This is a genomic window from Streptomyces sp. JNUCC 63 (assembly GCF_054366325.1).
Window position 1 is genome coordinate 6370527 of the sequence record NZ_CM135963.1, and the last position, 22159, is coordinate 6392685.

Annotated in this window: 18 protein-coding genes and 1 pseudogene; 15 read left to right on the forward strand and 4 right to left on the reverse strand. The window is 73.1% G+C overall.

Features of this window, described 5'->3' with window-relative positions; translation table 11 throughout:
• Positions 1-143: 143 nt before the first annotated feature.
• The 5 genes and pseudogenes from ACX25U_RS29335 to ACX25U_RS29355 all read left to right on the forward strand — a co-directional run bounded on the left by ACX25U_RS29335 (position 144) and on the right by ACX25U_RS29355 (position 6322).
• The gene (locus tag ACX25U_RS29335; RefSeq protein ID WP_454384408.1) at positions 144-1232 is read left to right on the forward strand and encodes a quaternary amine ABC transporter ATP-binding protein; all 1089 of its coding nucleotides are present in this window, start codon (positions 144-146) and stop codon (positions 1230-1232) included.
• Positions 1225-3078, forward strand: a pseudogene (locus ACX25U_RS29340) (ABC transporter permease/substrate binding protein); the annotation flags it as partial. The gene ACX25U_RS29335 and the pseudogene ACX25U_RS29340, both read left to right, overlap by 8 nt.
• Positions 3079-3839: 761 nt before the next feature.
• Positions 3840-4406: a helix-turn-helix domain-containing protein gene (locus ACX25U_RS29345; RefSeq protein ID WP_454384410.1), complete on the forward strand. Its 567-nt coding sequence runs from the start codon at positions 3840-3842 to the stop codon at positions 4404-4406.
• Entirely contained in the window at positions 4406-5125 is a 720-nt protein-coding gene (locus ACX25U_RS29350; protein ID WP_454384412.1) for a helical backbone metal receptor, read from the forward strand. The genes ACX25U_RS29345 and ACX25U_RS29350 overlap by 1 nt, the downstream gene beginning before the upstream one ends.
• Before the next feature lie 237 nt (positions 5126-5362).
• Positions 5363-6322 (forward strand): LysR family transcriptional regulator, encoded by a 960-nt coding sequence (locus tag ACX25U_RS29355; RefSeq protein WP_454384413.1) that lies wholly within the window; start codon positions 5363-5365, stop codon positions 6320-6322.
• Between the two features lie 42 nt (positions 6323-6364).
• Here ACX25U_RS29355 and ACX25U_RS29360 read toward each other — a convergent pair whose 3' ends face one another.
• Both ACX25U_RS29360 and ACX25U_RS29365 read right to left on the reverse strand, forming a co-directional pair.
• Positions 6365-7060 (reverse strand): gamma-glutamyl-gamma-aminobutyrate hydrolase family protein, encoded by a 696-nt coding sequence (locus tag ACX25U_RS29360; protein WP_454384415.1) that lies wholly within the window; start codon positions 7058-7060, stop codon positions 6365-6367.
• Positions 7061-7124: 64 nt separating this feature from the next.
• On the reverse strand, positions 7125-8327 hold the full coding sequence (locus ACX25U_RS29365) for an amino acid deaminase/aldolase (protein ID WP_454384417.1): 1203 nt from the start codon (positions 8325-8327) through the stop codon (positions 7125-7127).
• Between the two features lie 1804 nt (positions 8328-10131).
• On the opposite strand from ACX25U_RS29365, the gene ACX25U_RS29370 reads away from it, so the two are divergent.
• Together ACX25U_RS29370 and mycP are read left to right on the forward strand one after the other, a co-directional pair.
• Positions 10132-10938 carry a hypothetical protein gene (locus ACX25U_RS29370; RefSeq protein WP_454394563.1) on the forward strand — a complete coding sequence of 269 codons (807 nt, stop codon included), beginning with the start codon at positions 10132-10134 and terminating at the stop codon, positions 10936-10938.
• A complete protein-coding gene (mycP, locus tag ACX25U_RS29375; protein ID WP_454384419.1) occupies positions 10935-12146 on the forward strand; it encodes a type VII secretion-associated serine protease mycosin in 1212 nt (403 codons plus the stop codon). Before ACX25U_RS29370 ends, mycP begins: the two co-directional genes overlap by 4 nt.
• Here mycP and ACX25U_RS29380 read toward each other — a convergent pair.
• Complete coding sequence (locus ACX25U_RS29380) at positions 12143-12904, reverse strand: serine hydrolase (protein ID WP_454384421.1); 762 nt, start codon at positions 12902-12904, stop codon at positions 12143-12145. The genes mycP and ACX25U_RS29380 overlap by 4 nt on opposite strands.
• On the opposite strand from ACX25U_RS29380, the gene ACX25U_RS29385 reads away from it, so the two are divergent.
• Positions 12888-13619: an SseB family protein gene (locus ACX25U_RS29385; RefSeq protein WP_454384423.1), complete on the forward strand. Its 732-nt coding sequence runs from the start codon at positions 12888-12890 to the stop codon at positions 13617-13619. The genes ACX25U_RS29380 and ACX25U_RS29385 overlap by 17 nt on opposite strands.
• Positions 13620-13634: 15 nt before the next feature.
• Here ACX25U_RS29385 and ACX25U_RS29390 read toward each other — a convergent pair whose 3' ends face one another.
• A complete protein-coding gene (locus ACX25U_RS29390) occupies positions 13635-14000 on the reverse strand; it encodes a DUF1844 domain-containing protein (protein ID WP_454384425.1) in 366 nt (121 codons plus the stop codon).
• Between the two features lie 395 nt (positions 14001-14395).
• Between ACX25U_RS29390 and infC the strand changes: the two genes are divergently transcribed.
• From infC to pheT, 7 genes are all read left to right on the forward strand, one after another.
• On the forward strand, positions 14396-15025 hold the full coding sequence (gene infC / locus ACX25U_RS29395) for a translation initiation factor IF-3 (RefSeq protein ID WP_454394565.1): 630 nt from the start codon (positions 14396-14398) through the stop codon (positions 15023-15025).
• Between the two features lie 107 nt (positions 15026-15132).
• The gene (gene rpmI, locus ACX25U_RS29400; protein WP_073947460.1) at positions 15133-15327 is read left to right on the forward strand and encodes a 50S ribosomal protein L35; all 195 of its coding nucleotides are present in this window, start codon (positions 15133-15135) and stop codon (positions 15325-15327) included.
• Positions 15328-15435: 108 nt separating this feature from the next.
• Positions 15436-15819 (forward strand): 50S ribosomal protein L20, encoded by a 384-nt coding sequence (gene rplT, locus ACX25U_RS29405; protein ID WP_030381833.1) that lies wholly within the window; start codon positions 15436-15438, stop codon positions 15817-15819.
• Positions 15820-16021: 202 nt separating this feature from the next.
• Positions 16022-16894, forward strand: coding sequence for a TrmH family RNA methyltransferase (locus ACX25U_RS29410; RefSeq protein WP_454384427.1), 873 nt, complete (start codon positions 16022-16024; stop codon positions 16892-16894).
• A 53-nt stretch (positions 16895-16947) separates the two neighbouring features.
• On the forward strand, positions 16948-18093 hold the full coding sequence (locus tag ACX25U_RS29415; RefSeq protein ID WP_454384429.1) for an ATP-binding protein: 1146 nt from the start codon (positions 16948-16950) through the stop codon (positions 18091-18093).
• 150 nt (positions 18094-18243) lie between these two features.
• Positions 18244-19365 (forward strand): phenylalanine--tRNA ligase subunit alpha, encoded by a 1122-nt coding sequence (pheS, locus tag ACX25U_RS29420; protein WP_454384431.1) that lies wholly within the window; start codon positions 18244-18246, stop codon positions 19363-19365.
• Complete coding sequence (gene pheT / locus ACX25U_RS29425; protein ID WP_454384433.1) at positions 19365-21923, forward strand: phenylalanine--tRNA ligase subunit beta; 2559 nt, start codon at positions 19365-19367, stop codon at positions 21921-21923. Before pheS ends, pheT begins: the two co-directional genes overlap by 1 nt.
• The last annotated feature ends 236 nt before the right edge of the window (positions 21924-22159 follow it).

Sequence of the window (22159 nt, forward strand, 5' to 3'; positions counted from 1 at the left end):
GGGCCCGACCTGTGACCCCGCTCACAGTTTGGTTTCGGCCAAGGGCGCTGGGGCAGGCGCGACTCCGGATCAGAGGTGGTTGCTTCCTTCAACTGTTGGCGCCCCTCCGGATCCCGTCCCTGGCCCCGAGGCAAGAGGTAAGCGTGTCTTCCAGACTGCAGGCCCAGCACCTGTTCAAGGTGTTCGGCCGACGACCGGACGAGGCAGTGGAGAAACTACGACAGGGCGCCGATCGTGAGGAACTGCGCGCCGACGGCACCACCGCAGCCGTGATCGACGCCTCCTTCACCGTCGAACCCGGCCAGATCTTCGTCGTCATGGGCCTGTCCGGCTCCGGCAAGTCCACGCTCCTGCGCATGCTGAACGGGCTGCTCGAGCCGACCGCCGGCACCGTCAGCTTCGACGGCCAGGACCTGACCGCGCTCAGCGACCGCGAGCTGCGCGAGGTCCGCTCCAGGAAGATCAGCATGGTCTTCCAGCACTTCGCGCTCTTCCCGCACCGCAGCGTCCGCGAGAACGCCGCCTACGGCCTGGAAGTGCAGGGCGTGCCCCGCGCCGAGCGCGAACGCCGCGCCGACGAGGCGCTCGCCCTGTGCGGCCTGGCCGGCTGGGAGAAGTCCTGGCCCGACGAGCTCTCCGGCGGCATGCAGCAGCGCGTGGGCCTGGCCCGCGCCCTGGCCACCGACGCCGACCTGCTGCTGATGGACGAGTCCTTCAGCGCCCTGGACCCGCTGATCCGCCGCGACATGCAGGACCAGCTGCTCCAGCTGCAGAAGACCCTGAAGAAGACCATCGTCTTCATCACCCACGACCTCAACGAGGCCATGCGCCTGGGCGACCGGATCGCCGTCATGCGCGACGGCCGCATCGTGCAGACCGGGACCGCGGAGGACATCCTGCTGCGCCCCGCCGACGACTACGTCGCCTCCTTCACCCAGGACGTCGACCGCTCCCGGGTGCTGACCGCGGAGTCGGTCATGGACCGCGAGGTGCGCGGCGACGAGGCGGACTGCGGCTGCGACACCGCGACCCCGCACACCCCGTTCACCGAGCTGTGCGCGATCAGCGCCCGCGTCCCCCACCCGGTCGCCGTGCTGGACGAGCACCGGGACCTCGTCGGCGTCGTCCCGCGCCGGCGCCTCGTCGGCTTCCTCGGCGACGAGCAGAGCACCCCGGTGAGCTGTGACGCGCCGCGGGGCGAGGGCGGCGAGAAGGAGGTGGCCCGTGCCTAGGATTCCGCTCGGCGACTGGGTCAACTCCACGGTCGACTGGCTGCTCGGCCACATGGCCTGGCTCTTCGACTTCTGCAAGTCCGTCTTCACCGGCTCCTACGACGGGATCAACGCCGTCCTCCAGGCGCCGCAGCCGTTGCTGCTCGCCGGCATCTTCGCCGTGCTCGCCTGGTGGCTGCGCGGCTCCTTCGCCGGTGTGCTCACCTTCGCCGGGTTCGCCTTCATCGACTCGATGGGGCTGTGGTCGAACGCGATGGTGACCCTGTCGCTGGTCCTGGTCGCCACGATCATCGCCCTGGTCATCTCGGTGCCGGTCGGCATCTGGGCGGCCCGCTCCGACCGGGTCAGCGCCTCCGTCCGGCCCGTCCTGGACTTCATGCAGACGCTGCCGGCGATGGTCTACCTCATCCCGGCCATCCTGTTCTTCGGCACGGGCGCCTCCGCGGGCATCGTCGCCACCCTGATCTTCGCCCTCGCGCCCGGCGTGCGCATGACCGAGCTGGGCATCCGCCAGGTCGACAAGGAACTGGTGGAGGCTGCCGAGGCGTTCGGCACCACGCCCCGCAACACGCTGCTGCGCATCCAGCTGCCGCTGGCCCTGCCCACCGTCATGGCCGGCGTCAACCAGGTGATCATGCTCGGCCTGTCCATGGCCGCGATCGCCGGCATGGTCGGCACCGGCGGCCTCGGCGGCGACGTCAACGAGGCCATCGGCCAGCTCAACGTGGGTCTCGGCGCCGAGTCCGGCGTCGCCATCGTGATCCTCGCGATCTACCTGGACCGCATGACCAGCGCCCTGGGCACCGAGGTCTCCCCGCTCGGCCGGCGCGCCGCCGCCAGGGCGCGGGCCGCCAAGGGCCTGAAGATCTGGTCCTACCGGCCGCAGCCGCAGATCGCCGTCGTCGGCGTGGTGATCCTCGCCCTCGTCGCGGGCGGCATGGGCATCTTCGGCGGCAACGGCGGCAGCGCGACCGCCGCCTCCGAGGAGGGCGGCGACATCGGCAAGGGCAAGAAGATCACCATCGGGTACATCCCGTGGGACGAGGGCGTCGCCTCCACCTACCTGTGGAAGGAGATCCTCGAACAGCGCGGCTACAAGGTCGAGGCCCGGCAGTTCGACGCGGGGCCCCTCTACACCGCGCTCGCCCAGGGCAGCATCGACTTCCAGACCGACGCCTGGCTGCCGGTCACCCACGAGCAGTACTGGAAGAAGTACGGCAAGCAGCTCGAGGACCTCGGCTCCTGGTACGGCCCGACCTCCCTGGAGCTGGCCGTCCCCTCGTACATGAAGGACGTCGACTCGCTGGAGGACCTCAAGGGCAAGGCGTCCGCCTTCGGCGGGAAGGTCACCGGCATCGAGTCCAGCGCCGGCATGATGGGCCTGCTCAAGAGCAAGGTCCTCAAGGAGTACGGCCTGGACAAGGAGTACAAGGTCGTCGACAGCTCCACGCCCGCGATGCTGGCCGAGCTCAAGCGCGCCTACAGCAAGAAGGAACCGATCGTCGTCACGCTCTGGTCGCCGCACTGGGCGTACAGCGACTACGACCTGAAGAAGCTGAAGGACCCCAAGGGCGCCTGGGGCACCGGCGACGGCGTGCACACGCTGGCCCGCAAGGGCTTTGCCGCCGACGACCCGGTGGCCGGCGGCTGGCTGAAGAACTTCAAGCTGAGCGAGAAGCAGCTCACCAGCCTCGAGTCCGAGATCAACAAGGCGGGCAAGGGCCGGCAGCAGGACGCCGCGCGCACCTGGCTGAAGGACAACCCGGACGTCGTCGACAAGCTCGCCCCGATACCGTCCGGCTCCTCCGCCAAGCCCGCCGAGGGCAAGCGCGCCGTGAACGTCGCGTAGTCCCCGGACGAGGACATCACCGCCACCCGACTGCGGACGACCCCGCGGTGACCCCGGCGCCGGACACCGCCCGAGGGGCGGGCCTCTCCCCACACCCACGTGGGGCAGGGCCCGCCCCTCGCCCGTGCCCACGGTCGGAATCCGGCCAACCACACGAAGTCACCGTCCCTAAGGACTGATCGGGAGTGAGCCCGGTCAGCCGCACGCCCCGAACGGTTGTGGGCGCACTGGTCGTCCTCCGCGACCGGAGGTCGCTGATGGATGCTGCCGCGTCCCGGGCGGCGACACGGATCGTGTCCGTGGTCCGGACCGGGCGGGCGGCCCGCAGCCGGAGGCTGCTGATGTACGCGCCTCGCGACCCGGTCATGCGGGTACGGTCAGAAGCGACGGGGAGGCCCTGAACCATCTCTCCGATGGAGCAGGGACCCCGCCCCCCCCGGAGGGGGCATCCCCAGGCACCGCACCCGGCGTCCCGGATCGCACGGCAACGCCACCCCGACCGGCCCGGCGCACCGCAGGGCTGTCGGCCGACCACCACACGATCGAGCTGAACCGACCCCCGTACACGCTCCCCGACGACCAGTTATCAACCCCTCGCCCCCACGCGATCCCTACAGGGATATGACGACCGCATGAAACTGTTTGCCGAACATGCGTAGGGTGCAGAGAACTCCTCAGAAGGAGTGCGCCCGCGACCGGGCCCACGGGCAACGGCCCCACGAACAGCGGACCGACGAGCGGAGGAGGGAGCCGGAGCGATGGGCGACCACAAAGAACAGCCACTTCGAGTGGGCGCGGCCGTACGGCGGCGGCGCCGCGCGCTGGGCCTCACCCTCGCCGTCGTGGCCGACCGCAGCGGCCTGTCGGTGCCCTTCCTGAGCCAGATCGAGAACGACCGGGCCCGTCCCAGCACGAGCTCCCTGGAGAAGGTCGCCGACGCGCTGCGCACCACCGCCGTGGAACTGCTCGCGGCGGCCGACCCGGCGTGCAGCGTCGACGTCGTACGCGCCGAGGCCACCGAGCTGGACCCCGAGCCCCGGATGCGTTCCCTGGTGCGCGGCCACCACCAGCTGCACGCCTCGGAGTTCACCGGCGACCACGACACCGGCCGCGAGTTCCAGCACCGCAACGACGAGTTGATGTACGTCGCCGACGGAGCGGTGGAGATCGAGGCCGAGGGCCGCGCCTACCGGTTGGTGCGCGGCGACACCATGTACCTCACCGGAGGGGTCCGCCACCGCTGGCGGGCGACCGTGCCCGACACACGGCTGATCGTGGTCGCGGTCGCGGAGCACATCGAGGCAGTGCAGGACCGGACGCGCTGATGCGGGTCGTCTCCCTGGTGCCCTCGCTCACCGAGGCCGTGGCGGTGTCCCTGCCCGGCGTGCTGGTCGGCGCCACCGACTGGTGCGGCCACCCGGCGGACCTCGACGTCACCCGCGTCGGCGGCACCAAGAACCCCGAGGTCGAGCGGATCGTCGCCCTCGCCCCCGACCTGGTGATCGCCAACGAGGAGGAGAACCGCGCCCCCGACCTCGACGCCCTGCGCGCGGCCGGTCTCGAGGTGCTGGTGACCGAGGTCCGGGACCTGCCGCAGGCCTTGAGGGAACTGGCACGGGTGCTGCACGCCTGCGGCGCGGTGCGCCGGCCCCGGTGGCTGGACGAGGCCGAGGCGGCCTGGTCGGCCCTGCCCGTGCCCCGGCGCCGTACGACCGCCGTCGTGCCGGTCTGGCGGCGGCCCTGGATGGTGCTGGGCCGGGACACCTTCGCCGGTGACGTCCTGGCCCGCCTGGGCGTCGACCACCTCTACACCCACCACGCCGACCGCTACCCGCGCGTTCCGCTTCAGGAGCTGCGGGCGGCGTCCCCGGACCTGGTCGTCCTGCCGGACGAGCCGTACCGCTTCACCGCCGACGACGGCCCCGAGGCCTTCCCCGGACTGCCCTGCGCCCTGGTCAGCGGACGGCACCTGACGTGGTACGGGCCGTCGCTGGCGCGGGCTCCGCGGGTGCTGGGCGAGGCGCTGCGAGCAGCGCACCGCTGACCGGCCCACGCGCGGTGTGCACGCCCGCGGCGGCCCAGGCGGTGGCGAGGACGGCGTACAGGCCGACCGTGGCCGAAGGCCGATCCAGCCCCGCCGACGGACGGCGCGCCGTCCGGGGATGTGCGGGGGCAGCGCGGCGCCCGCCGTGCCGACGGCGGCGGTGACCATGGCTTCGGGTTTTCCGGAGCCCGGCGCCCCACCAGGGGGCCCGTGTCCATCAGGCCATAAGCTGGGTTTATGGCAAGGTCCGAGGTGAACCGGGAAAGCGGCGAGAGCGGGGGAGGACGGCCGCCGGGGTCCTCACTCGCGCACCGGGTGCCGGACCTGGGCGCGCTGGAGCTGCTGCTGGCGGTGGCACGGCTCGGAAGCCTCGGCGGGGCGGCGCGGGAGCTGGGCATCACCCAGCCGGCGGCCAGCAGCCGTATCCGTTCCATGGAACGGCAGCTGGGCGTGGCGCTGGTGGACCGCTCGCCGCGCGGGTCGCGGCTGACGGACGCCGGGGCCCTGGTCACCGACTGGGCGCGGCGGATCGTGGAGGCGGCCGAGGCCTTCGACGCGGGCGCGCAGGCGCTGCGCGACCGGCGGGACTCGCGGCTGCGGGTGGCGGCCAGCATGACGATCGCGGAGTACCTGCTGCCCGGGTGGCTGATCGCGCTGCGCGCGCGACGGCCGGACACGGCGGTGTCGCTGCTCGCCGGGAACTCCGCGGCGGTGGCCGAGCGGCTGCTGGCGGACGAGGCGGACCTCGGTTTCGTGGAGGGGCTGTCGGTGCCGTCCGGTCTGGACTCCGTGGTGATCGGCCACGACCACCTGATCGTGGTGACGGCCCCGGCCCACCCGTGGGCCCGCCGCCGGCGCCCCCTGGCGGCGGAGGAACTGGCCGCCACCCCGCTGATCCTGCGGGAGAAGGGCTCCGGCACCCGGCAGGTCCTGGACGCGGCGCTGGGCGGCCTCGCCCGCCCGCTGATCGAGCTCTCCTCCACCACGGCGGTGAAGGCCTCCGCGGTCAGCGGAGCCGGACCGGCGGTGCTCAGCGAACTCGCGGTCGGCGAGGAGCTGTCCCTGCGCCGGCTCGTCACCGTCCCGGTGGACGGCGTCGCCCTCGGGCGCGACCTGCGGGCGGTCTGGCCGACGGGCCACCGCCCGGTGGGCCCGGCCCGCGAGCTGCTGTCCCTGACACGGTCGGGAAAGAGCTGAGGCCGGGACCCGGCCGGGGCAGGAGTCCCCGGGGCAGGAGTCCTACGTACCGGAGGAGCCGGCCGCCGCCCGCACCAGCTCCCGCATGACCCGTACGTCCTCGCCCATCTCCGGATGCCACTGCACGCCCAGCACCCAGCCCTCGGGCAGTTCCACGGCCTCCACCGTGCCGTCCGCCGCGTGGGCCGACGCGACCAGGCCCTCACCGAGGCGGTCGACGGCCTGGTGGTGGTAGGCCGGGACGGTCGCCTCCTCCGGTACGGCCGCGGCGTAGCGGGTGCCGGGGACCGGCTTGACCGCGTGCTCGCCGAAGACGCCGACCACCTCGGCGTGTCCGTCGAGGTGCTGGACCAGGGTGCCGCCCAGGGCGACGTTCAGCAGTTGCATGCCGCGACAGATGCCGAGCAGCGGGAGGCGTGCGGCCAGGGCGGCCTCGATCAGGGCCAGCTCCCAGGCGTCCCGGGCGCGGCACGGTGGCCCCGTACGTGGGTCGGGCTCCGCGCCGTAGCGCACCGGCTCGACGTCCGGGCCGCCCGCGATCACCAGCCCGTCGAGCCGGGCCACGGCCGCCGCCGCCCGCTCCGGCTCGTCCGGCGGCAGCATCGCGGCGAGCCCGCCCGCCCGCTGCACCAGCCGCGGATAGCCCACCGGCAGCAGCGCCGACTCCAGCTCCCACACACCCCAGCGCGCCCCCGGCTCCAGGTACGTACTGATCCCGATGAGCGGTCGTCCAGCCACACGGCCCTCCCTGACAAGCGATGGTCTGCACACCCATCTTCGGCCCGAGTCGATCCCGGGTGGACTACAGGAAGGTGTGACCCTCGCCCCGGTACGTCGGTACGGTCGCCGTCACCCGGTCGCCCTCGACCAGGCGCAGGGCGTCGAACCGCTCGCACAGCTCCCCGGCCTTCGCGTGCCGGAACCACACCTTGTCGCCGATCAGCAGGTCGTCGGCGGGCGGGCCGAGCAGCGGGGTCTGCACCTCGCCGGGGCCCTCCTGGGGGGCGTAGCGCAGCCCTTCGGGCAGGTACGGCACCGGCAGCCGGTCCGGGCCGGCCGCGCCGGAGGCCGGGTAGCCGCCGCCGAGGACCGTCACGGTCCCGACGCCTGGGCGCCGCACGACCGGCTGGGCGAACAGGGCCGCCGGACGGCCGCGGAAGGACGTGTAGTTGTCGAACAGCCGCGGGACGTACAGCCCGGAGCCCGCGGCGACCTCGGTGACCGCGTCCTCCGCCGCGGTGTGCTGCACGCTGCCCGTGCCGCCGCCGTTGACGAACTCCAGCCCCGGCGTCACGGCCCGCACCGCGCGCACCACCGCGGCCCGCCGCCCGGCCAGCTCCCGGCGCGCGGCGGCCTGCATCAGCCGGATCGCGCGCGAGCGCAGGGGTCGCCCGGCGACCGCGTCGCCCACGCCCGCGACATGACCCTCGTACGCCATGATCCCCACGAGTTCGAACCCCGGCCGCCGGGCCACCGTACGGGCCATGTCGGCGACCTGGGCGGGGGAGTGCAGCGGGGAGCGGCGGGCGCCGACGCGCAGGCGTCCGCCGAGCAGCTTCAGCGAGGTGTCCAACTCCAGGCAGACCCGGACGACTTCGCGTCCGCCCTCGCGCGAGGCGTCGATGAGGTCGAGCTGTGCCGGGTCGTCGACCATCACCGTGACGGCGCGGGCGAGTTTGGGGTCGGCGGCGAGTTCGGCGTAACCGGAACGGTCGGCGGACGGGTAGGCGAGCAGGACGTCGTCGAAGTCGGAGCGGGCCAGCCACAGGGACTCGGCGAGGGTGAAGGACATGACGCCCGCGAAGCCGTCCTTCGCGAGGACGCGCTCCAGCAGGGCCCGGCAGCGTACGGACTTGCTGGCGACCCGGATCGGCTTGCCGCCGGCCCGGCGGACGAGATCGTCCGCGTTGGCGTCGAACGCGTCCAGGTCCACGATCGCGACAGGGGCGTCCAGATGGGCGGTGGCCCGGTCGTAACGGGCCCGGTCGGCGGCGCGCGCAGTCATGAACGAAGCCTGCCAGACCGGATTACCGCAGGGTAGGGGGACGTTCCGGGCAGATGCCCCGGGCTCGTGGACTGGTTCCCGCTCAGGTGGGAGCAACCCGTAGAGTGACGCGCACGTACGGCGGAAACGCTCAGTGATCCTGGTCGCGGAGTTGAGCCGGGATGACGGTTCGCCCGTACGGGTATGCGTGCCCGGTGACGACGAGTCGGCTCCGGGCGGGGCAACGAGGACGGCCGCGCCCGGGGGAACGGCCCGGGCACGAGGAAACGGGGGGTGCATGAGCACGGAAGCGCGCCACGCCCCCGTCCCCCCACGGCCGGCGCGGCCCGCGGGGGGCGACTCCGACGGCGGCGCGACCGAGAGGGACGCCGAGCGGGGTGCGGTGCCCCCCGGCGCACCGGCGGAGGGCCCCCGCGTCACGGGACGCGACACCGCCGTCCCGTCACCCCGCACCGACGCCACCCGTCCCCCCTTCCCGGACTTCCGCCCCCCACCCCCGCCCCCGGCCACGGCCCGCTTCCCGGACAGGCCACCGACGGCCGGGCGTGAGACGTCCGTGGACGGCGGGGGACGGGTTTCGGCCCGGTCCCCGGAGACGCCGTCGACGTCTGGTCGTGGGGCGTCGTCGGGTGGTCAGGATTCCGTGGAGGGCGCTGCGTTCGCCGATGGGGGCGGGCGGGTTCCGTTCCGCTTCCCGGGCGCGTCGGCGAGGGGGCGTGGGGCGTCCGTGGGTTCGGCCGGGTCTTCTGGTGTTTCGCCCGCGGCTGGTCGTGGGGCGTCGTCGGGTGGTCAGGATTCCGTGGAGGGCGCTGCGTTCGCCGGTGGGGACGGCAGGGTCCCGTCCCGCTTCCCCGGCGCGCCGACGAGGCCCGGGCACGGGACGCCGGGCCGGAACGAGCCCGGGGGCATACCGTCGCGCCCGGCACACCGGCCGTCGGCGACGGCCCGGGGCACCGGCGCGCCGGCCGAGACCGCGTCGGAGACGACCGCACGCCTGCGCCCCGTCCCTTCCCAGGGCCCCCCGGCCCCGAGTGCTCCGCCCCTCCCGACGGCCCCGCCTCCCGCCCGTGACCCCAGGGCGGGCACCGCACCCCGCTCCACCGCCGGCAGACCCGGTGCCGCCGCCCCGGCTCCCCGCCCGAGCGCGCCCAGCCGAACCGACGGCCCCGCAGACGCCGTAACCCGCCCCGGCTCCCCGCCGCGCCCGGCCTCCACCGCTTCGCCGATCGACGGCGACTCGCGCGGTGGCCCCAGGGCCTCCGACGGGTCCGGACGGGAGAGCGTGCCCCCTGGTACCTCCCGGGCCGATGCCGGCGTGCACGGTGACCCCGGAGCTTCCGTGGGGTCCGGGCGGGAGGGCACGGCTTCGCGTCCTGCTCCCGGCGCGCCTCGGGGCGGGGGCGATGTGGGCGGTGGTTCCTGGACGTCCGTGGGGTCCGGGCGGGAGGGCACGGCTTCGCGTCCTGCTCCCGGCGCGCCTCGGGGCGGGGGCGATGTGGGCGGTGGTTCCTGGACGTCCGTGGGGTCCGGGCGGGGCGGCACGGCTTCGCGTCCTGCTCCCGGCGCCTCCTGGGTCGGCGGTGACGTGTTTGGCGGCCCCGGGGCTTCCGCGGGGTCCGGGCGCGTGTCTCCGCGTTCCGGTTCCGATGGTCGCGCCGCGGCTTCCGTGGGGACGGCGTGGGGCGGTGTGCCCTCGCGGCCCGGCTTCGACGGTTCGGCCGGTGGTGGGGACGCGCACGGGGCGGCGGCCCAGCGGCCCGCGTTCGGCGTGGTGCCTGATCCCGCGTTGTCCTGGGGTGCCGTCATGGCGCCGGGCGAGGGGTACGGCGAGCGGGGGCGGGCTCGGGTGGACGGGGTGCGGGTGCGGCCGCGGGCCGCCGTGGCGGCGGCCTGTGTCGTGCTGGGGCTCGGACTCATCGGCGGTGCCGTGACCGGGAGTTGGCTCATCGGAGAGCCGGGCAGGGCCGGCGGAGCGAGTGGCTTCGCCGCTGCCGGCGCCATGTGGCACAGCGTCCCCGTCGACCAGCTCTTCCCACCCACCGTGAAGGGCCGCGGCGCCGGCCCCGGCGGAGCCGACCGCACCTGGACCCGCGTCGCCGTCGCACCCGACAGCGGCTGCGCGGACGCCTTCGACCCGCTGCTGCGCAAGACCCTCGCCCCCGTCGGCTGCGCCCGCCTGCTGCGCGCCACCTATACCGACGCCACCCAGAGCTACGTCACCACCGTCGGCCTGCTCTTCACCAAGGCCGACGCCTCCGCCACGGACTCCCTCGCCACCCGCTTCAAGAACGAGCGACTCACCCGTCGCACCGACCTCATGCCCCGCCCGTACGCCGCCGAGGGAACCGTCGCCGCGGCCTTCGGCGACAAGCAGCGCGCGTCCTGGACCGTCTCCGTGCTGACCGAGGCCCCCGTGGTCGTCTACGCCGTCTCCGGCTGGGCCGACGGCCGGACGGTCGACGCCCCGCAGCCCGCCGCCGACGCGATGGCGACCGGCGCCACCACGGCCCCCGCCCAGGCGGGCCTCGGCAACGAGGCCCAGGGCCTGGCCGACCGCATCGAACGGGGCCTGAGACGGACCGTCAGGTCGGCCACGGAGAAGCCGTCGTGAAAACCGCCGTGACCCACAGCACCCGCAGAGCCGGCACCCTGAGTCTCCTCCTCGCCGCCTGCCTCGCCCTCGTGCCCCCCACCGCCGCCCACGCCGACGGCATCCGCGCCCAGCAGTGGAGCCTGGACGCCCTGCACACCCAGGAGGCCTGGCGCACCACCAAGGGCAAGGGCATCACCGTCGCCGTCCTGGACACCGGCGTCGAGGCCGACCACCCCGACCTGGCCGGCAACGTCCTGCCCGGCAAGGACATGATCGGATTCGGCGCGCGGCCCGGCGACCCCACCTGGGCCATCCACGGCACCGCCATGGCCGGCGTCATCGCCGGTCACGGCCATGGCCCCGGTAACGCCGACGGCGTTCTGGGCATCGCCCCGGAGGCGAAGATCCTGCCCGTACGGGTGATCCTCGAGGAGGACGACTCCGCCCGCACCAAGGCCCGTACCACCCGCGGCAACGCCCTGGCCGACGGCATCCGCTGGGCCGCCGACCAAGGCGCCGACGTCATCAACCTCTCCCTCGGCGACGACTCGGCCTCCGCGCACCCCGAGCCCACCGAGGACGAGGCCGTCCAGTACGCGTTGAGCAAGGGCTCCGTCGTCGTGGCCTCGGCCGGCAACGGCGGCGAGAAAGGCGACAACATCTCCTACCCGGCCGCCTACCCGGGCGTGATCGCCGTGACCGCCGTGGACCGCCACGGCACCCGTGCCCCCTTCTCCACCCGCCGCTGGTACGCCACGGTCAGCGCGCCCGGCGTGGACGTCGTCATCATCGCCCCCGACCACAAGTACTACGAGGGCTGGGGCACGAGCACGGCCTCCGCCTTCGTCTCCGGCGCCGTCGCCCTCATCAAGGCCGCCCACCCGGGCCTCACCCCCGCCCAGATCAAGAAACTCCTGCAGGACACCGCCCGCAACGCCCCCGTCGGCGGCCGCGACGACTCCCGCGGCTTCGGCCTCGTCGACCCCGCCGCCGCCGTCAAGGCCGCCGCCCGCCTCGAGCCGGAGGGCATGCGGGCGGCGTCCCACGGCGACGAATACTTCGGCCCCGGCCCCGACCCGGCCACGTCGGACGACACCACCCTCGGCTGGGCCGGCCCCCTCGCCGGCAGCGTCGGGGGAGTGCTGCTGGTCGTGGCGGTCGTCCTGTGGCGCGGGCGCCGCAAAGGCGAGGACGACCTCCGGCCCCGGAGCCCCGGCGACTTCTAGAGCGCGTTTCGAAAGCCCCGCCGCGACGCGCTCCCGCGAAACGCCGACACCGCCTCCCGCGCCGCCGCCTCGACCAGGGCGATGCCCCGCTCCTTCGTCGCGTTGCCGCTCGACAGCGCGGCCACCAGGTAGTCGTGGCCGCCGGCCGTCACACGGCCGATGCTGTTGACCACCCACAGCCCGGTCGTGCCGCGCGGCAGCCAGCCGTTCTTCAGGGCCCACGCGGAGCCGTCGGCCGCGGCCGACACCCCCCAGTCCTGACCCTCGGCGATCCGGCCCATCAGCCCCTGGAGATACGTCCGCGAAGCCTCGCTCAGCTGCGAGTCGTCGCCGAACACCTGCCGCAGCAAGGTGAGCTGGTCGGCGGCCGTGGTCCGGGTCAGACCCCACAGGGTGCCGTCGCCACCGCTGGTGTCCCTGAGCCCGAACCGCTCGTTCGCCGCGTCCAGCCCCTCCGCCCCGCCGATGCTCCGCCACAGCGCCGACGCCGAGTCGTTGTCGCTGTGCTCGATCATGGCGGTGGCGTGCGTCCGCTCCCGCGCCGTCAGCCGCCGCCCCGCGTCCTCGGCCTGGAGCAGCAGCGCCGCCAGGATGTCGACCTTGACGATGCTCGCCGTCTCGTACGCTCCGTCGCCGTACCCGGCGCTCTCCCCGGAACCGACGCGGCACACCGCCACCGACACCGCCTCCACCGCCGCCTCCCTGAGAACACCGCGCACCCTGCCGATAGGGTCGGGGACCGTGGCCAAGAAGAACATCCCCACCTCCCTCTTCTCCGACGACGACGGCTCCGCCGACCCCCGGCTGAGCGCGGCCCTCGCCGCCTGGGCCGAGGACCGCACCGCCGTGGAACCCGTCCTGCAGGCGCTCAAGGGCGCCCGGCTGCTCGTCCCCGTCGTGGCCGTCCTCGGCGAGGTGGAGGAGGACGAGAACGGACTGCGCCGCGAGAAGAGCAGCGACATGGCCGTACCCACCCTGAAGGCCGGCCACCGCACCGCCCTGCCCGCCTTCACCTCCACCGATTCCCTGGCCCGCTGGGACCCGGACGCCCGCCCCGTCGCCGTACCCCTGCACCAGGCCCTGGAGGCCGCCGCGCACGAGAAGGCGGACACCGTGGTGCTGGACCTGGCCGGACCGGTGCCGTTCGAGCTGACCGGGCCCGCGCTGCTCGCCCTCGCCGAGGGCCGTACGACGGCGGACCCCCTGGCCGACCCGGCCGTCGTCACCGCCGTACGGGAGGCCGTCGCCGCGGAGCCCGCCGTGCTGCGCGCCCACCTCGGACCGGGCCGGGCCGACGGCACCCTCGCCCTCGTCCTCGACCCGTCCGCCGCCCCCGCCGAGGCCGTCCGCGCGGTCGCCGAGCGGCTCGCCGCCAGCGACACACTGAGGGCCCGCCTGGTGCGCGGCCTCGACCTGGCACTGCTGCCGGCCGGGGCCACGCCGCCGGGCGAGCCCTTCTACGTGAAGGAGTAGGGACGGGGGAGCGGGTCAGCCGTAGACCGGCCCGGTGTACTTCTCGCCCGGGCCCCGGCCCGGCTCGTCCGGGACGGCCGACGCCTCGCGGAACGCCAGCTGCAGCGACTTCAGACCGTCCCGCAGCGGCGCCGCGTGGAAGGAGCTGATCTCGGTCGCGCTCGCGTCCAGCAGCCCGGCGAGCGCGGTCACCAGCTTGCGCGCCTCGTCCAGGTCCTTGTACTTGTCGCCCTCCTCGGTCAGACCGAGCTTCACGGCGGCGGCGCTCATCAGGTTGACGGCGACCGTCACGATCACCTCGACCGCCGGAACCTCGGCGATGTCGCGGGTCATGGCGTCGAAGTCGGGGGTCTCGGGGCTCTCGGAGGGGGTTTCACTCATGCCCCACACGATAGGGGCAGGGCGGATGTCCGCCTCACCGAGCCCCGTCCGGTGCCGATTAGCCGTTCCCACCCGTTGCTGCTAACCTTGTGTGACGACCGGTCGGACCCGCATGTCGTACGACACACGAGTCCGGCCCACAAGTGGAGGTTTCGAACTCCCACCTGACCGCCCTCCGGGGCGGCGGGTCACCGGTCAGGCGGTCCCGCCCCCAGCGGTGGCGAGCCGCCCGAAAGTGCGCCCCGCGGCCCTCGCGACGGTTGCTCCGGTAGTTCGAGGAGCTCCGCCTGTGATCGTCCGGGGCATTTTTACTGCTTCGGCGCGGTTAGGTCTAAGAATCACAGACGTACGCGGCTGTCCGCCAGACCGTCGCGTGGTGCTACCGAGGAGGATCCATCAGCGCCGAGCCCCGCATCAACGACCGGATTCGCGTTCCCGAGGTGCGACTTGTCGGTCCCAGTGGCGAGCAGGTCGGCATCGTGCCGCTCGCGAAGGCACTGGAGCTTGCGCAGGAGTACGACCTGGACCTGGTCGAGGTCGCGGCGAACGCCCGTCCGCCCGTGTGCAAGCTCATGGACTACGGGAAGTTCAAGTACGAGTCGGCCATGAAGGCCCGTGAGGCGCGCAAGAACCAGGCGCACACGGTCATCAAGGAGATGAAGCTCCGGCCGAAGATCGACCCGCACGACTACGACACCAAGAAGGGTCACGTCGTCCGGTTCCTCAAGCAGGGCGACAAGGTCAAGATCACGATCATGTTCCGTGGTCGCGAGCAGTCCCGGCCCGAGCTGGGCTACCGGCTGCTGCAGCGGCTCGCGGAGGACGTCCAGGACCTCGGCTTCGTGGAGTCGAACCCGAAGCAGGACGGCCGCAACATGATCATGGTTCTCGGTCCGCACAAGAAGAAGACCGAGGCGATGGCCGAGGCCCGCCAGGCGCAGGAGGCCCGCAAGGCCGAGCGCCAGGGTCGTGGCGCGGCGGCCTCCCAGGAGGAGTCGCCGTCCGAGGAGCCTGCCGAGGCGTGATCCCGGGACGCGCGTCCCAGGATGTAACCGATACAAGAGCGACGCTCCACCGTGCCCGGTTTTCGGACCGGGCATCGGAGCGCCACCCACGAGGAGAGAACGGCGCTATGCCGAAGAACAAGACGCACAGCGGTGCCAGGAAGCGCTTCAAGGTCACCGGCTCCGGCAAGGTGCTCCGTGAGCGCGCCGGCAAGCGCCACCTGCTCGAGCACAAGTCGTCCCGTGTGACGCGTCGCCTCACCGGCAACGCCGAGATGGCCCCGGGCGACGCCGCGAAGATCAAGAAGCTTCTCGGCAAGTGACGCGGCGGCGCGTGATCCTCTGATCCAGCGCCGTACGTCAGGACCGGGACCCATTCGTTTCCGGGCCGTGCGCGCACCACCACGGCCCCGCTACAAGGAGTTAATCAAGTGGCACGCGTCAAGCGGGCAGTCAACGCCCACAAGAAGCGCCGGGCGATCCTCGAGCAGGCCTCCGGCTACCGCGGTCAGCGCTCGCGTCTGTACCGCAAGGCCAAGGAGCAGGTCACCCACTCGCTGGTCTACAACTACAACGACCGCAAGAAGCGCAAGGGTGACTTCCGTCAGCTGTGGATCCAGCGCATCAACGCCGCTGCCCGCGCCAACGGTATGACGTACAACCGCTTCATCCAGGGTCTGAAGGCCGCGAACGTCGAGGTCGACCGCAAGATCCTGGCCGAGCTGGCCGTCAACGACGCGAACGCGTTCGCCGCGCTCGTCGAGGTCGCGCAGAAGGCTCTGCCGAGCGACGTCAACGCGCCCAAGGCCGCGTGATCGCTGCGCTGGCTTAGAGTCGACGACTTTACGGACCCGTAGGCTGTCCTGGCCTGCGGGTCCGTGGTGTCTCACGGTGCGGTCGGTTCGGCACCGCCGAATTCCGCCGTCGTGGTTGATCGCCGTCGCGGCGGACATCAGTTGCTGTGGCTGATGCGGCTGCTGCCGCGGCGGAAAGTTTCTAGCGAAGGTGAAGCACCCCATGCCCCCCGCCACCCCCGACCTCATCTCCCCCCGTTCGGCCCGGGTCTCCGCCGCGCGGCGGCTGGCCAAGCGGAACTTCCGGGGGAAGGAGCGGCTGTTCCTCGCCGAGGGGCCGCAGGCCGTGCGGGAGGCGGCGGCGCACCGGGCGACGGACGGCGGCGCCACCCTCGTCGAGCTGTTCGCCACGGTCGAGGCGGCCGAGCGGTACGCCGACATCGTGGGCGAGGCCCGCGGCGCCGGCGCCCGGATCCACCTCGCCGCCGACGATGTCATCGCCGACATCGCCACCACCGTCACCCCGCAGGGGCTCGTCGGCATCTGCCGGTTCCTCGACACGTCGTTCGAGGAGATCCTCGCAGCCCGGCCCCGTCTGGTCGCCGTCCTCGCCCACGTGCGCGACCCCGGCAACGCCGGCACCGTCCTGCGCTGCGCGGATGCCGCCGGAGCGGACGCGGTCGTCCTCACGGACGCCTCCGTCGACCTCTACAACCCCAAGGCCGTGCGGGCCTCCGTCGGCTCGCTGTTCCACCTGCCCGTCGCCGTCGGCGTGCCCGTCGAGCAGGCCGTGGGCGGCCTCAAGGACGCGGGCGTACGCATCCTCGCCGCGGACGGCGCGGGCGAGCAGGACCTCGACGACGAGCTCGACAAGGGCACCATGGGCGGCCCCACCGCCTGGGTGTTCGGCAACGAGGCCTGGGGCCTGCCCGAACACACCCGCGCCCTCGCCGACGCCGTCGTACGCGTCCCCATCCACGGAAAGGCCGAGAGCCTGAACCTCGCGACCGCCGCCGCCGTATGTCTCTACGCGTCGGCCCGCGCGCAGCGCGCCCGCGGAGGATCCTGCTCCGTCACGGAGAGCGAGGAGAGCTAGTAGTGTGACCCGCTCGGGGGCCCTCTGCACCGGCTGAGAGGTGGAGTACGGGGATGAGTGTCGGCACGAGCAGCACACCGGGCACGCGCGACGCGCGGCGCCCTCCCGCGCCCCGGCACGGCGAGCCGACCGCACTCGGCATCGACCCCGACGACCTCCCCGACGGCCTGGTCGTCGCCGACGAGCACGGACGTGTCGTCTGCTTCAACGCCGCCGCCGCCCGGATCACCGCCGTCCCCGCCGAGGACGCCCTCGGACAGCCCCTGGAGAAGGCGCTGCCGTTGGAGGACCTGGAGGGACGGCGCTGGTGGCAGCTGACCGACCCCTACGGCGGCCTGGCCATCCGCGTCGGCCAGCCCGAGCGCAACCTCCTGCTGCACGGCGGCCGGGAGGTCCTCGTCTCGGCGAAATACGTCCGCACCCGCCCCACCGGGCCGGTCCACCGCGTCGTCGTCACCCTCCGCGACACCGAGGCCCGCCGCCGCACCGAACGCAGCCACGCCGAGCTGATCGCCACCGTGGCGCACGAGCTGCGCTCGCCGCTGACCTCCGTCAAGGGCTTCACCGCCACCCTGCTCGCCAAGTGGGAGAGGTTCACCGACGACCAGAAACGGCTGATGCTGGAGACCGTCGACGCCGACGCCGACCGCGTCACCCGGCTCATCGCCGAGCTGCTCGACATATCCCGCATCGACTCCGGCCGGCTCGAGGTGCGCCGCCAGCTCATCGACATCGGCGCCGCGGTCGGCCGGCACGTCCAGGCGTACGTCTCCGCCGGCCGGCCCGCCGACCGGTTCCTGGTCCGCGTCGAGCAGCCGCTGCCCGAACTGTGGGCCGACCCGGACAAGATCGACCAGGTGCTGAGCAACCTCATCGAAAATGCGGTGCGGCACGGCGAGGGAACCGTCACCATTGACGTCATGCCCGCGGCGTCCCCCCGGGAAGGGGAGGACGCCGGGAACACCGCCACGTCGGTCACGGTGCGCGACGAGGGGCCCGGCATCCCGGAGGAGTCCATGAACCGCGTCTTCACCCGCTTCTGGCGGGGCAGCAAGCGCGGCGGTACCGGCCTCGGGCTCTACATCGTCAAGGGCATCGTCGAGGCCCACGGCGGCGCCATCACGGTCGGCCGCGCCCCCGGCGGCGGCGCGGAATTTCGATTTACCCTGCCCGTGGGCACCCCGGCACACCTGCTCTGAGCGACCTGCCGGGGCCCCACGGGCGCATTCGCTTTCCCCAGCCCCCGTTAGACTCGGCCAATGGCACCTTTGCGTCCCAAGGACGGAGACGATTCGTCCACGAGTCGGTGACGGGGACCCTCAGCCAGCCAATCGGAAGCACGGGAAGATATGTCGGCACCCAATAAGTCGTACGACCCTGTCGAGGTCGAGGCGTTGAAATCGGAAGAGATCGAGCGCATGCGGGACGAGGCGCTCGCCGCCTTCGCCGCCGCGGACTCCCTCGACGCGCTCCACGAGGCCAAGGTCGCCCACACCGGCCCCGCCTCCCCGCTGGCCCTCGCCAACCGCGAGATCGGCGCCCTGCCTCCGCACGCCAAGGCCGAGGCCGGCAAGCGCGTCGGCATGGCCCGCGGCGCGGTCAGCAAGGCGCTCGCCGCCCGCCAGGCCGAACTGGAGGCCGAGCGGGACACCCGCGTGCTGGTCGAGGAGGACGTCGACGTCACGCTGCCGTACGACCGCGTCCCGGCCGGCGCCCGCCACCCGCTGACCACGCTCTCGGAGCGCATCGAGGACATCTTCGTGGCCATGGGCTACGAGGTCGCCGAGGGCCCCGAGGTCGAGGCCGAGTGGTTCAACTTCGACGCCCTCAACATCGGCCCGGACCACCCGGCCCGCGGCGAGGCCGACACGTTCTTCGTGCAGGGCCCCGGCGACGGCAGCGAGTCCGGCGTCGTACTGCGCACCCACACCTCGCCCGTGCAGATCCGCTCCCTGCTCGGCCGTGAGCTGCCGGTCTACGTGATCTGCCCCGGCCGCGTGTACCGCACCGACGAGCTGGACGCCACCCACACACCCGTCTTCCACCAGGTCGAGCTGCTCGCCGTGGACGAGGGCCTGACCATGGCCGACCTCAAGGGCACCCTGGACCACATGGTCCAGTCCCTGTTCGGCGAGGGCATGAAGACCCGGCTGCGGCCGAACTTCTTCCCCTTCACCGAGCCGTCCGCCGAGATGGACATGGTGTGCTACGTCTGCCGCGGCGAGTCCGTCGGCAACCCCGACCGGCCCTGCCGCACCTGCTCCTCCGAGGGCTGGATCGAGCTCGGCGGCTGCGGCATGGTCAACCCGCGGGTGCTCACCGCCTGCGGCGTCGACCCGGAGAAGTACAGCGGCTTCGCCTTCGGGTTCGGCATCGAGCGGATGCTGATGTTCCGCCACAACGTCGAAGACATGCGAGACATGGTCGAGGGTGACGTCCGGTTCACCCGGCCGTTCGGGATGGAGATCTGATGCGGGTCCCGCTTTCTTGGCTGCGGGAGTACGTCGACCTGCCGGCGACTGAGACCGGGCGCGACGTCCAGGCCAAGCTCATTTCGGCCGGTCTGGAGGTCGAGACCGTCGACCAGCTCGGCGCCGACCTCAAGGGGCCGCTCGTCGTCGGCCAGGTGCTGACCATCGAGGAGCTGGAGGGCTTCAGGAAGCCGATCCGCTTCTGCACCGTCGACGTCGGTCGGGCCAACGGCACCGGTGAGCCGCAGGAGATCGTCTGCGGCGCCCGCAACTTCGCGGTCGGCGACAAGGTCGTCGTGGTCCTCCCGGGCGCCGTGCTGCCCGGCGGCTTCGCGATCAGCGCCCGCAAGACCTACGGCAAGACCTCGCACGGCATGATCTGCTCCAGCGACGAGCTGGGCATGGGCGACGACGGCAGCCAGGGCATCATCGTGCTGCCGCCGGAGACCGAGGTCGGCAAGGACGCGATCGAGCTCCTGGAGCTGGTCGACGAGGTCCTCGACATCGCCGTCACCGCCAACCGCGGCGACTGCCTGTCCATCCGCGGCGTCGCCCGCGAGACCGCGATCGCCTACGGCCTGCCGCTGCGCGACCCGGCCCTGCTCGACGTCCCCGCCGCGAACGCCTTCGGCTACCCGGTGCGGATCGACGAGCCACTCGGCTGCGACCGCTTCACCGCCCGCACGGTCTCCGGCCTCGACCCCGAGGCGCGCTCCCCGATCTGGCTGCAGCGCCGCCTGCAGAAGGCCGGCATGCGCCCGATCTCGCTCGCCGTCGACATCACCAACTACGTGATGCTGGAGCTGGGCCAACCCCTGCACGCCTACGACCGCGCCCGCGTCCAGGGCACGATCGGCGTGCGCCGGGCCGAGGAGGGCGAGAAGTTCACCACCCTCGACGGCGTCAAGCGCACCCTGCACGCCGAGGACCTGGTCATCATCGACGAGCGCGGGCCGATCGGCCTCGCGGGCGTCATGGGCGGCGCCAACACCGAGATCGACGACACCGAGGGCACCACCACCGAGGTCGTCATCGAGGCCGCCCACTTCGACCAGGTCTCCATCGCGCGCACCGCCCGCCGCCACAAGCTGTCCTCCGAGGCCTCCCGCCGCTTCGAGCGGGGCGTCGACCCGCAGGCCGCCGCAGCCGCGGCCCAGCGCACGGTGGACCTGCTGGTCCTCCTCGCGGGCGGTACGGCCGACGCCGGTGTCACCGAGGTGGCCACACCCTCCGCGCCGCGCACCATCACCGTCCCGGCCGACCACCCGGACAAGGTCGCGGGCGTCGCCTACGGCCGCGAGACCGTGGTCCGCCGGCTGCAGGAGATCGGCTGCGCCGTCGTGGGAAACACTGCCGCGTGGAACGCGTCGTTGAGGGGCGGTGGTCGGGAGACGGGCGGGCAGGACGAGCTGACCGTCACCGTCCCGTCCTGGCGGCCCGACCTGGCCGAACCCAACGACCTGGCCGAAGAGGTCATCCGCCTGGAGGGCTACGAGAACCTGCCCTCCACGCTGCCCAAGCCCCCCTCCGGCCGCGGGCTGACCCACCGGCAGCGGCTGCACCGCCGGGTCGGCCGTGCGCTGGCCGGCGCGGGCTACGTCGAGACGCCGACGTACCCCTTCGTCGCCGAGCAGATCTTCGACCAGCTCGGCCTGGACGCCGATGATCCCGCCCGCCGCGTGGTCAAGCTGGTCAACCCGCTCAGCGACGAGGAACCCGCGCTGCGTACGACGCTGCTGCCGGGTCTGCTCGGCGCGCTGCGCCGCAACGACGGCCGCGGCAGCCACGACCTCGCGCTGTTCGAGACCGGCCTGGTCTTCCACCCGCGCGAGGAGCAGCGGGTCGCGGTGGGCCTGCCCGTCGACCGGCGTCCCACCGACGAGGAGATCGCCGATCTGACCGCCGTGCTGCCCGAGCAGCCACGCCATGTCGCCGCCGTCCTCACCGGCGCCCGCGAGCAGACCGGCTGGTGGGGCAAGGGCCGCCCGGCCGACTGGGCCGACGCGGTCGAGGCCGCCCGGACCGTCGCCCGCGAGGCCGGGGCCGAACCGACCGTCCGCAAGGGCCAGTACGGTCCCTGGCACCCGGGCCGCTGCGCCGACCTCACAGTCACCGTGGACGGCACCGAGCGGGTCGTGGGCCACGCGGGCGAGCTGCACCCGCGCGTGCTCAAGGCGCTCGGGCTGCCCGAGCGCACCTGCGCGATGGAGCTGAACCTCGACCTGCTGGAGCAGGTCGGCGACGGCACCCCGCAGGCGCCGGGCATCTCCACCTTCCCGGTCGCCACGCAGGACGTCGCCCTCGTCGTCGACAAGCCGGTCCCGGCCGCCGACGTCGAGGCCGCGCTGCGCGAGGGTGCCGGTGAACTCCTGGAGTCCATCCGGCTGTTCGACCTCTACGAGAACACCGAGCAGCTCGGCGAGGGCCGTAAGTCCCTGGCCTACGCGCTGCGCTTCCGCGCGCCCGACCGGACGCTGACGGTCGACGAGGCGTCGGCGGCCCGCGACGCGGCGGTGGCGCTGGCCGCTGAGCGCACGGGGGCGGTCCTGCGGAGCTAGCCGGTTGAAGCGCGGGGGACTGCGAGTCCGTTGTCGACCGCGGGCCGGTGGGGGCCGGTCGCGCAGTTCCCCGCGCCCCTGCAAAGTCGGCCTGCGTTGAAAGGTTCCGTCGCTGAGCGGGCCAGGTCAACGCGTCCCAAAGGGGCGCGGGGCTCTGCCGATACGCGGCTCCGCCGCGTGGGCGCGATCAGCCCGGACCGGCCCGCGGCCGACAAACCACTTGCAGTCCCGAGCCA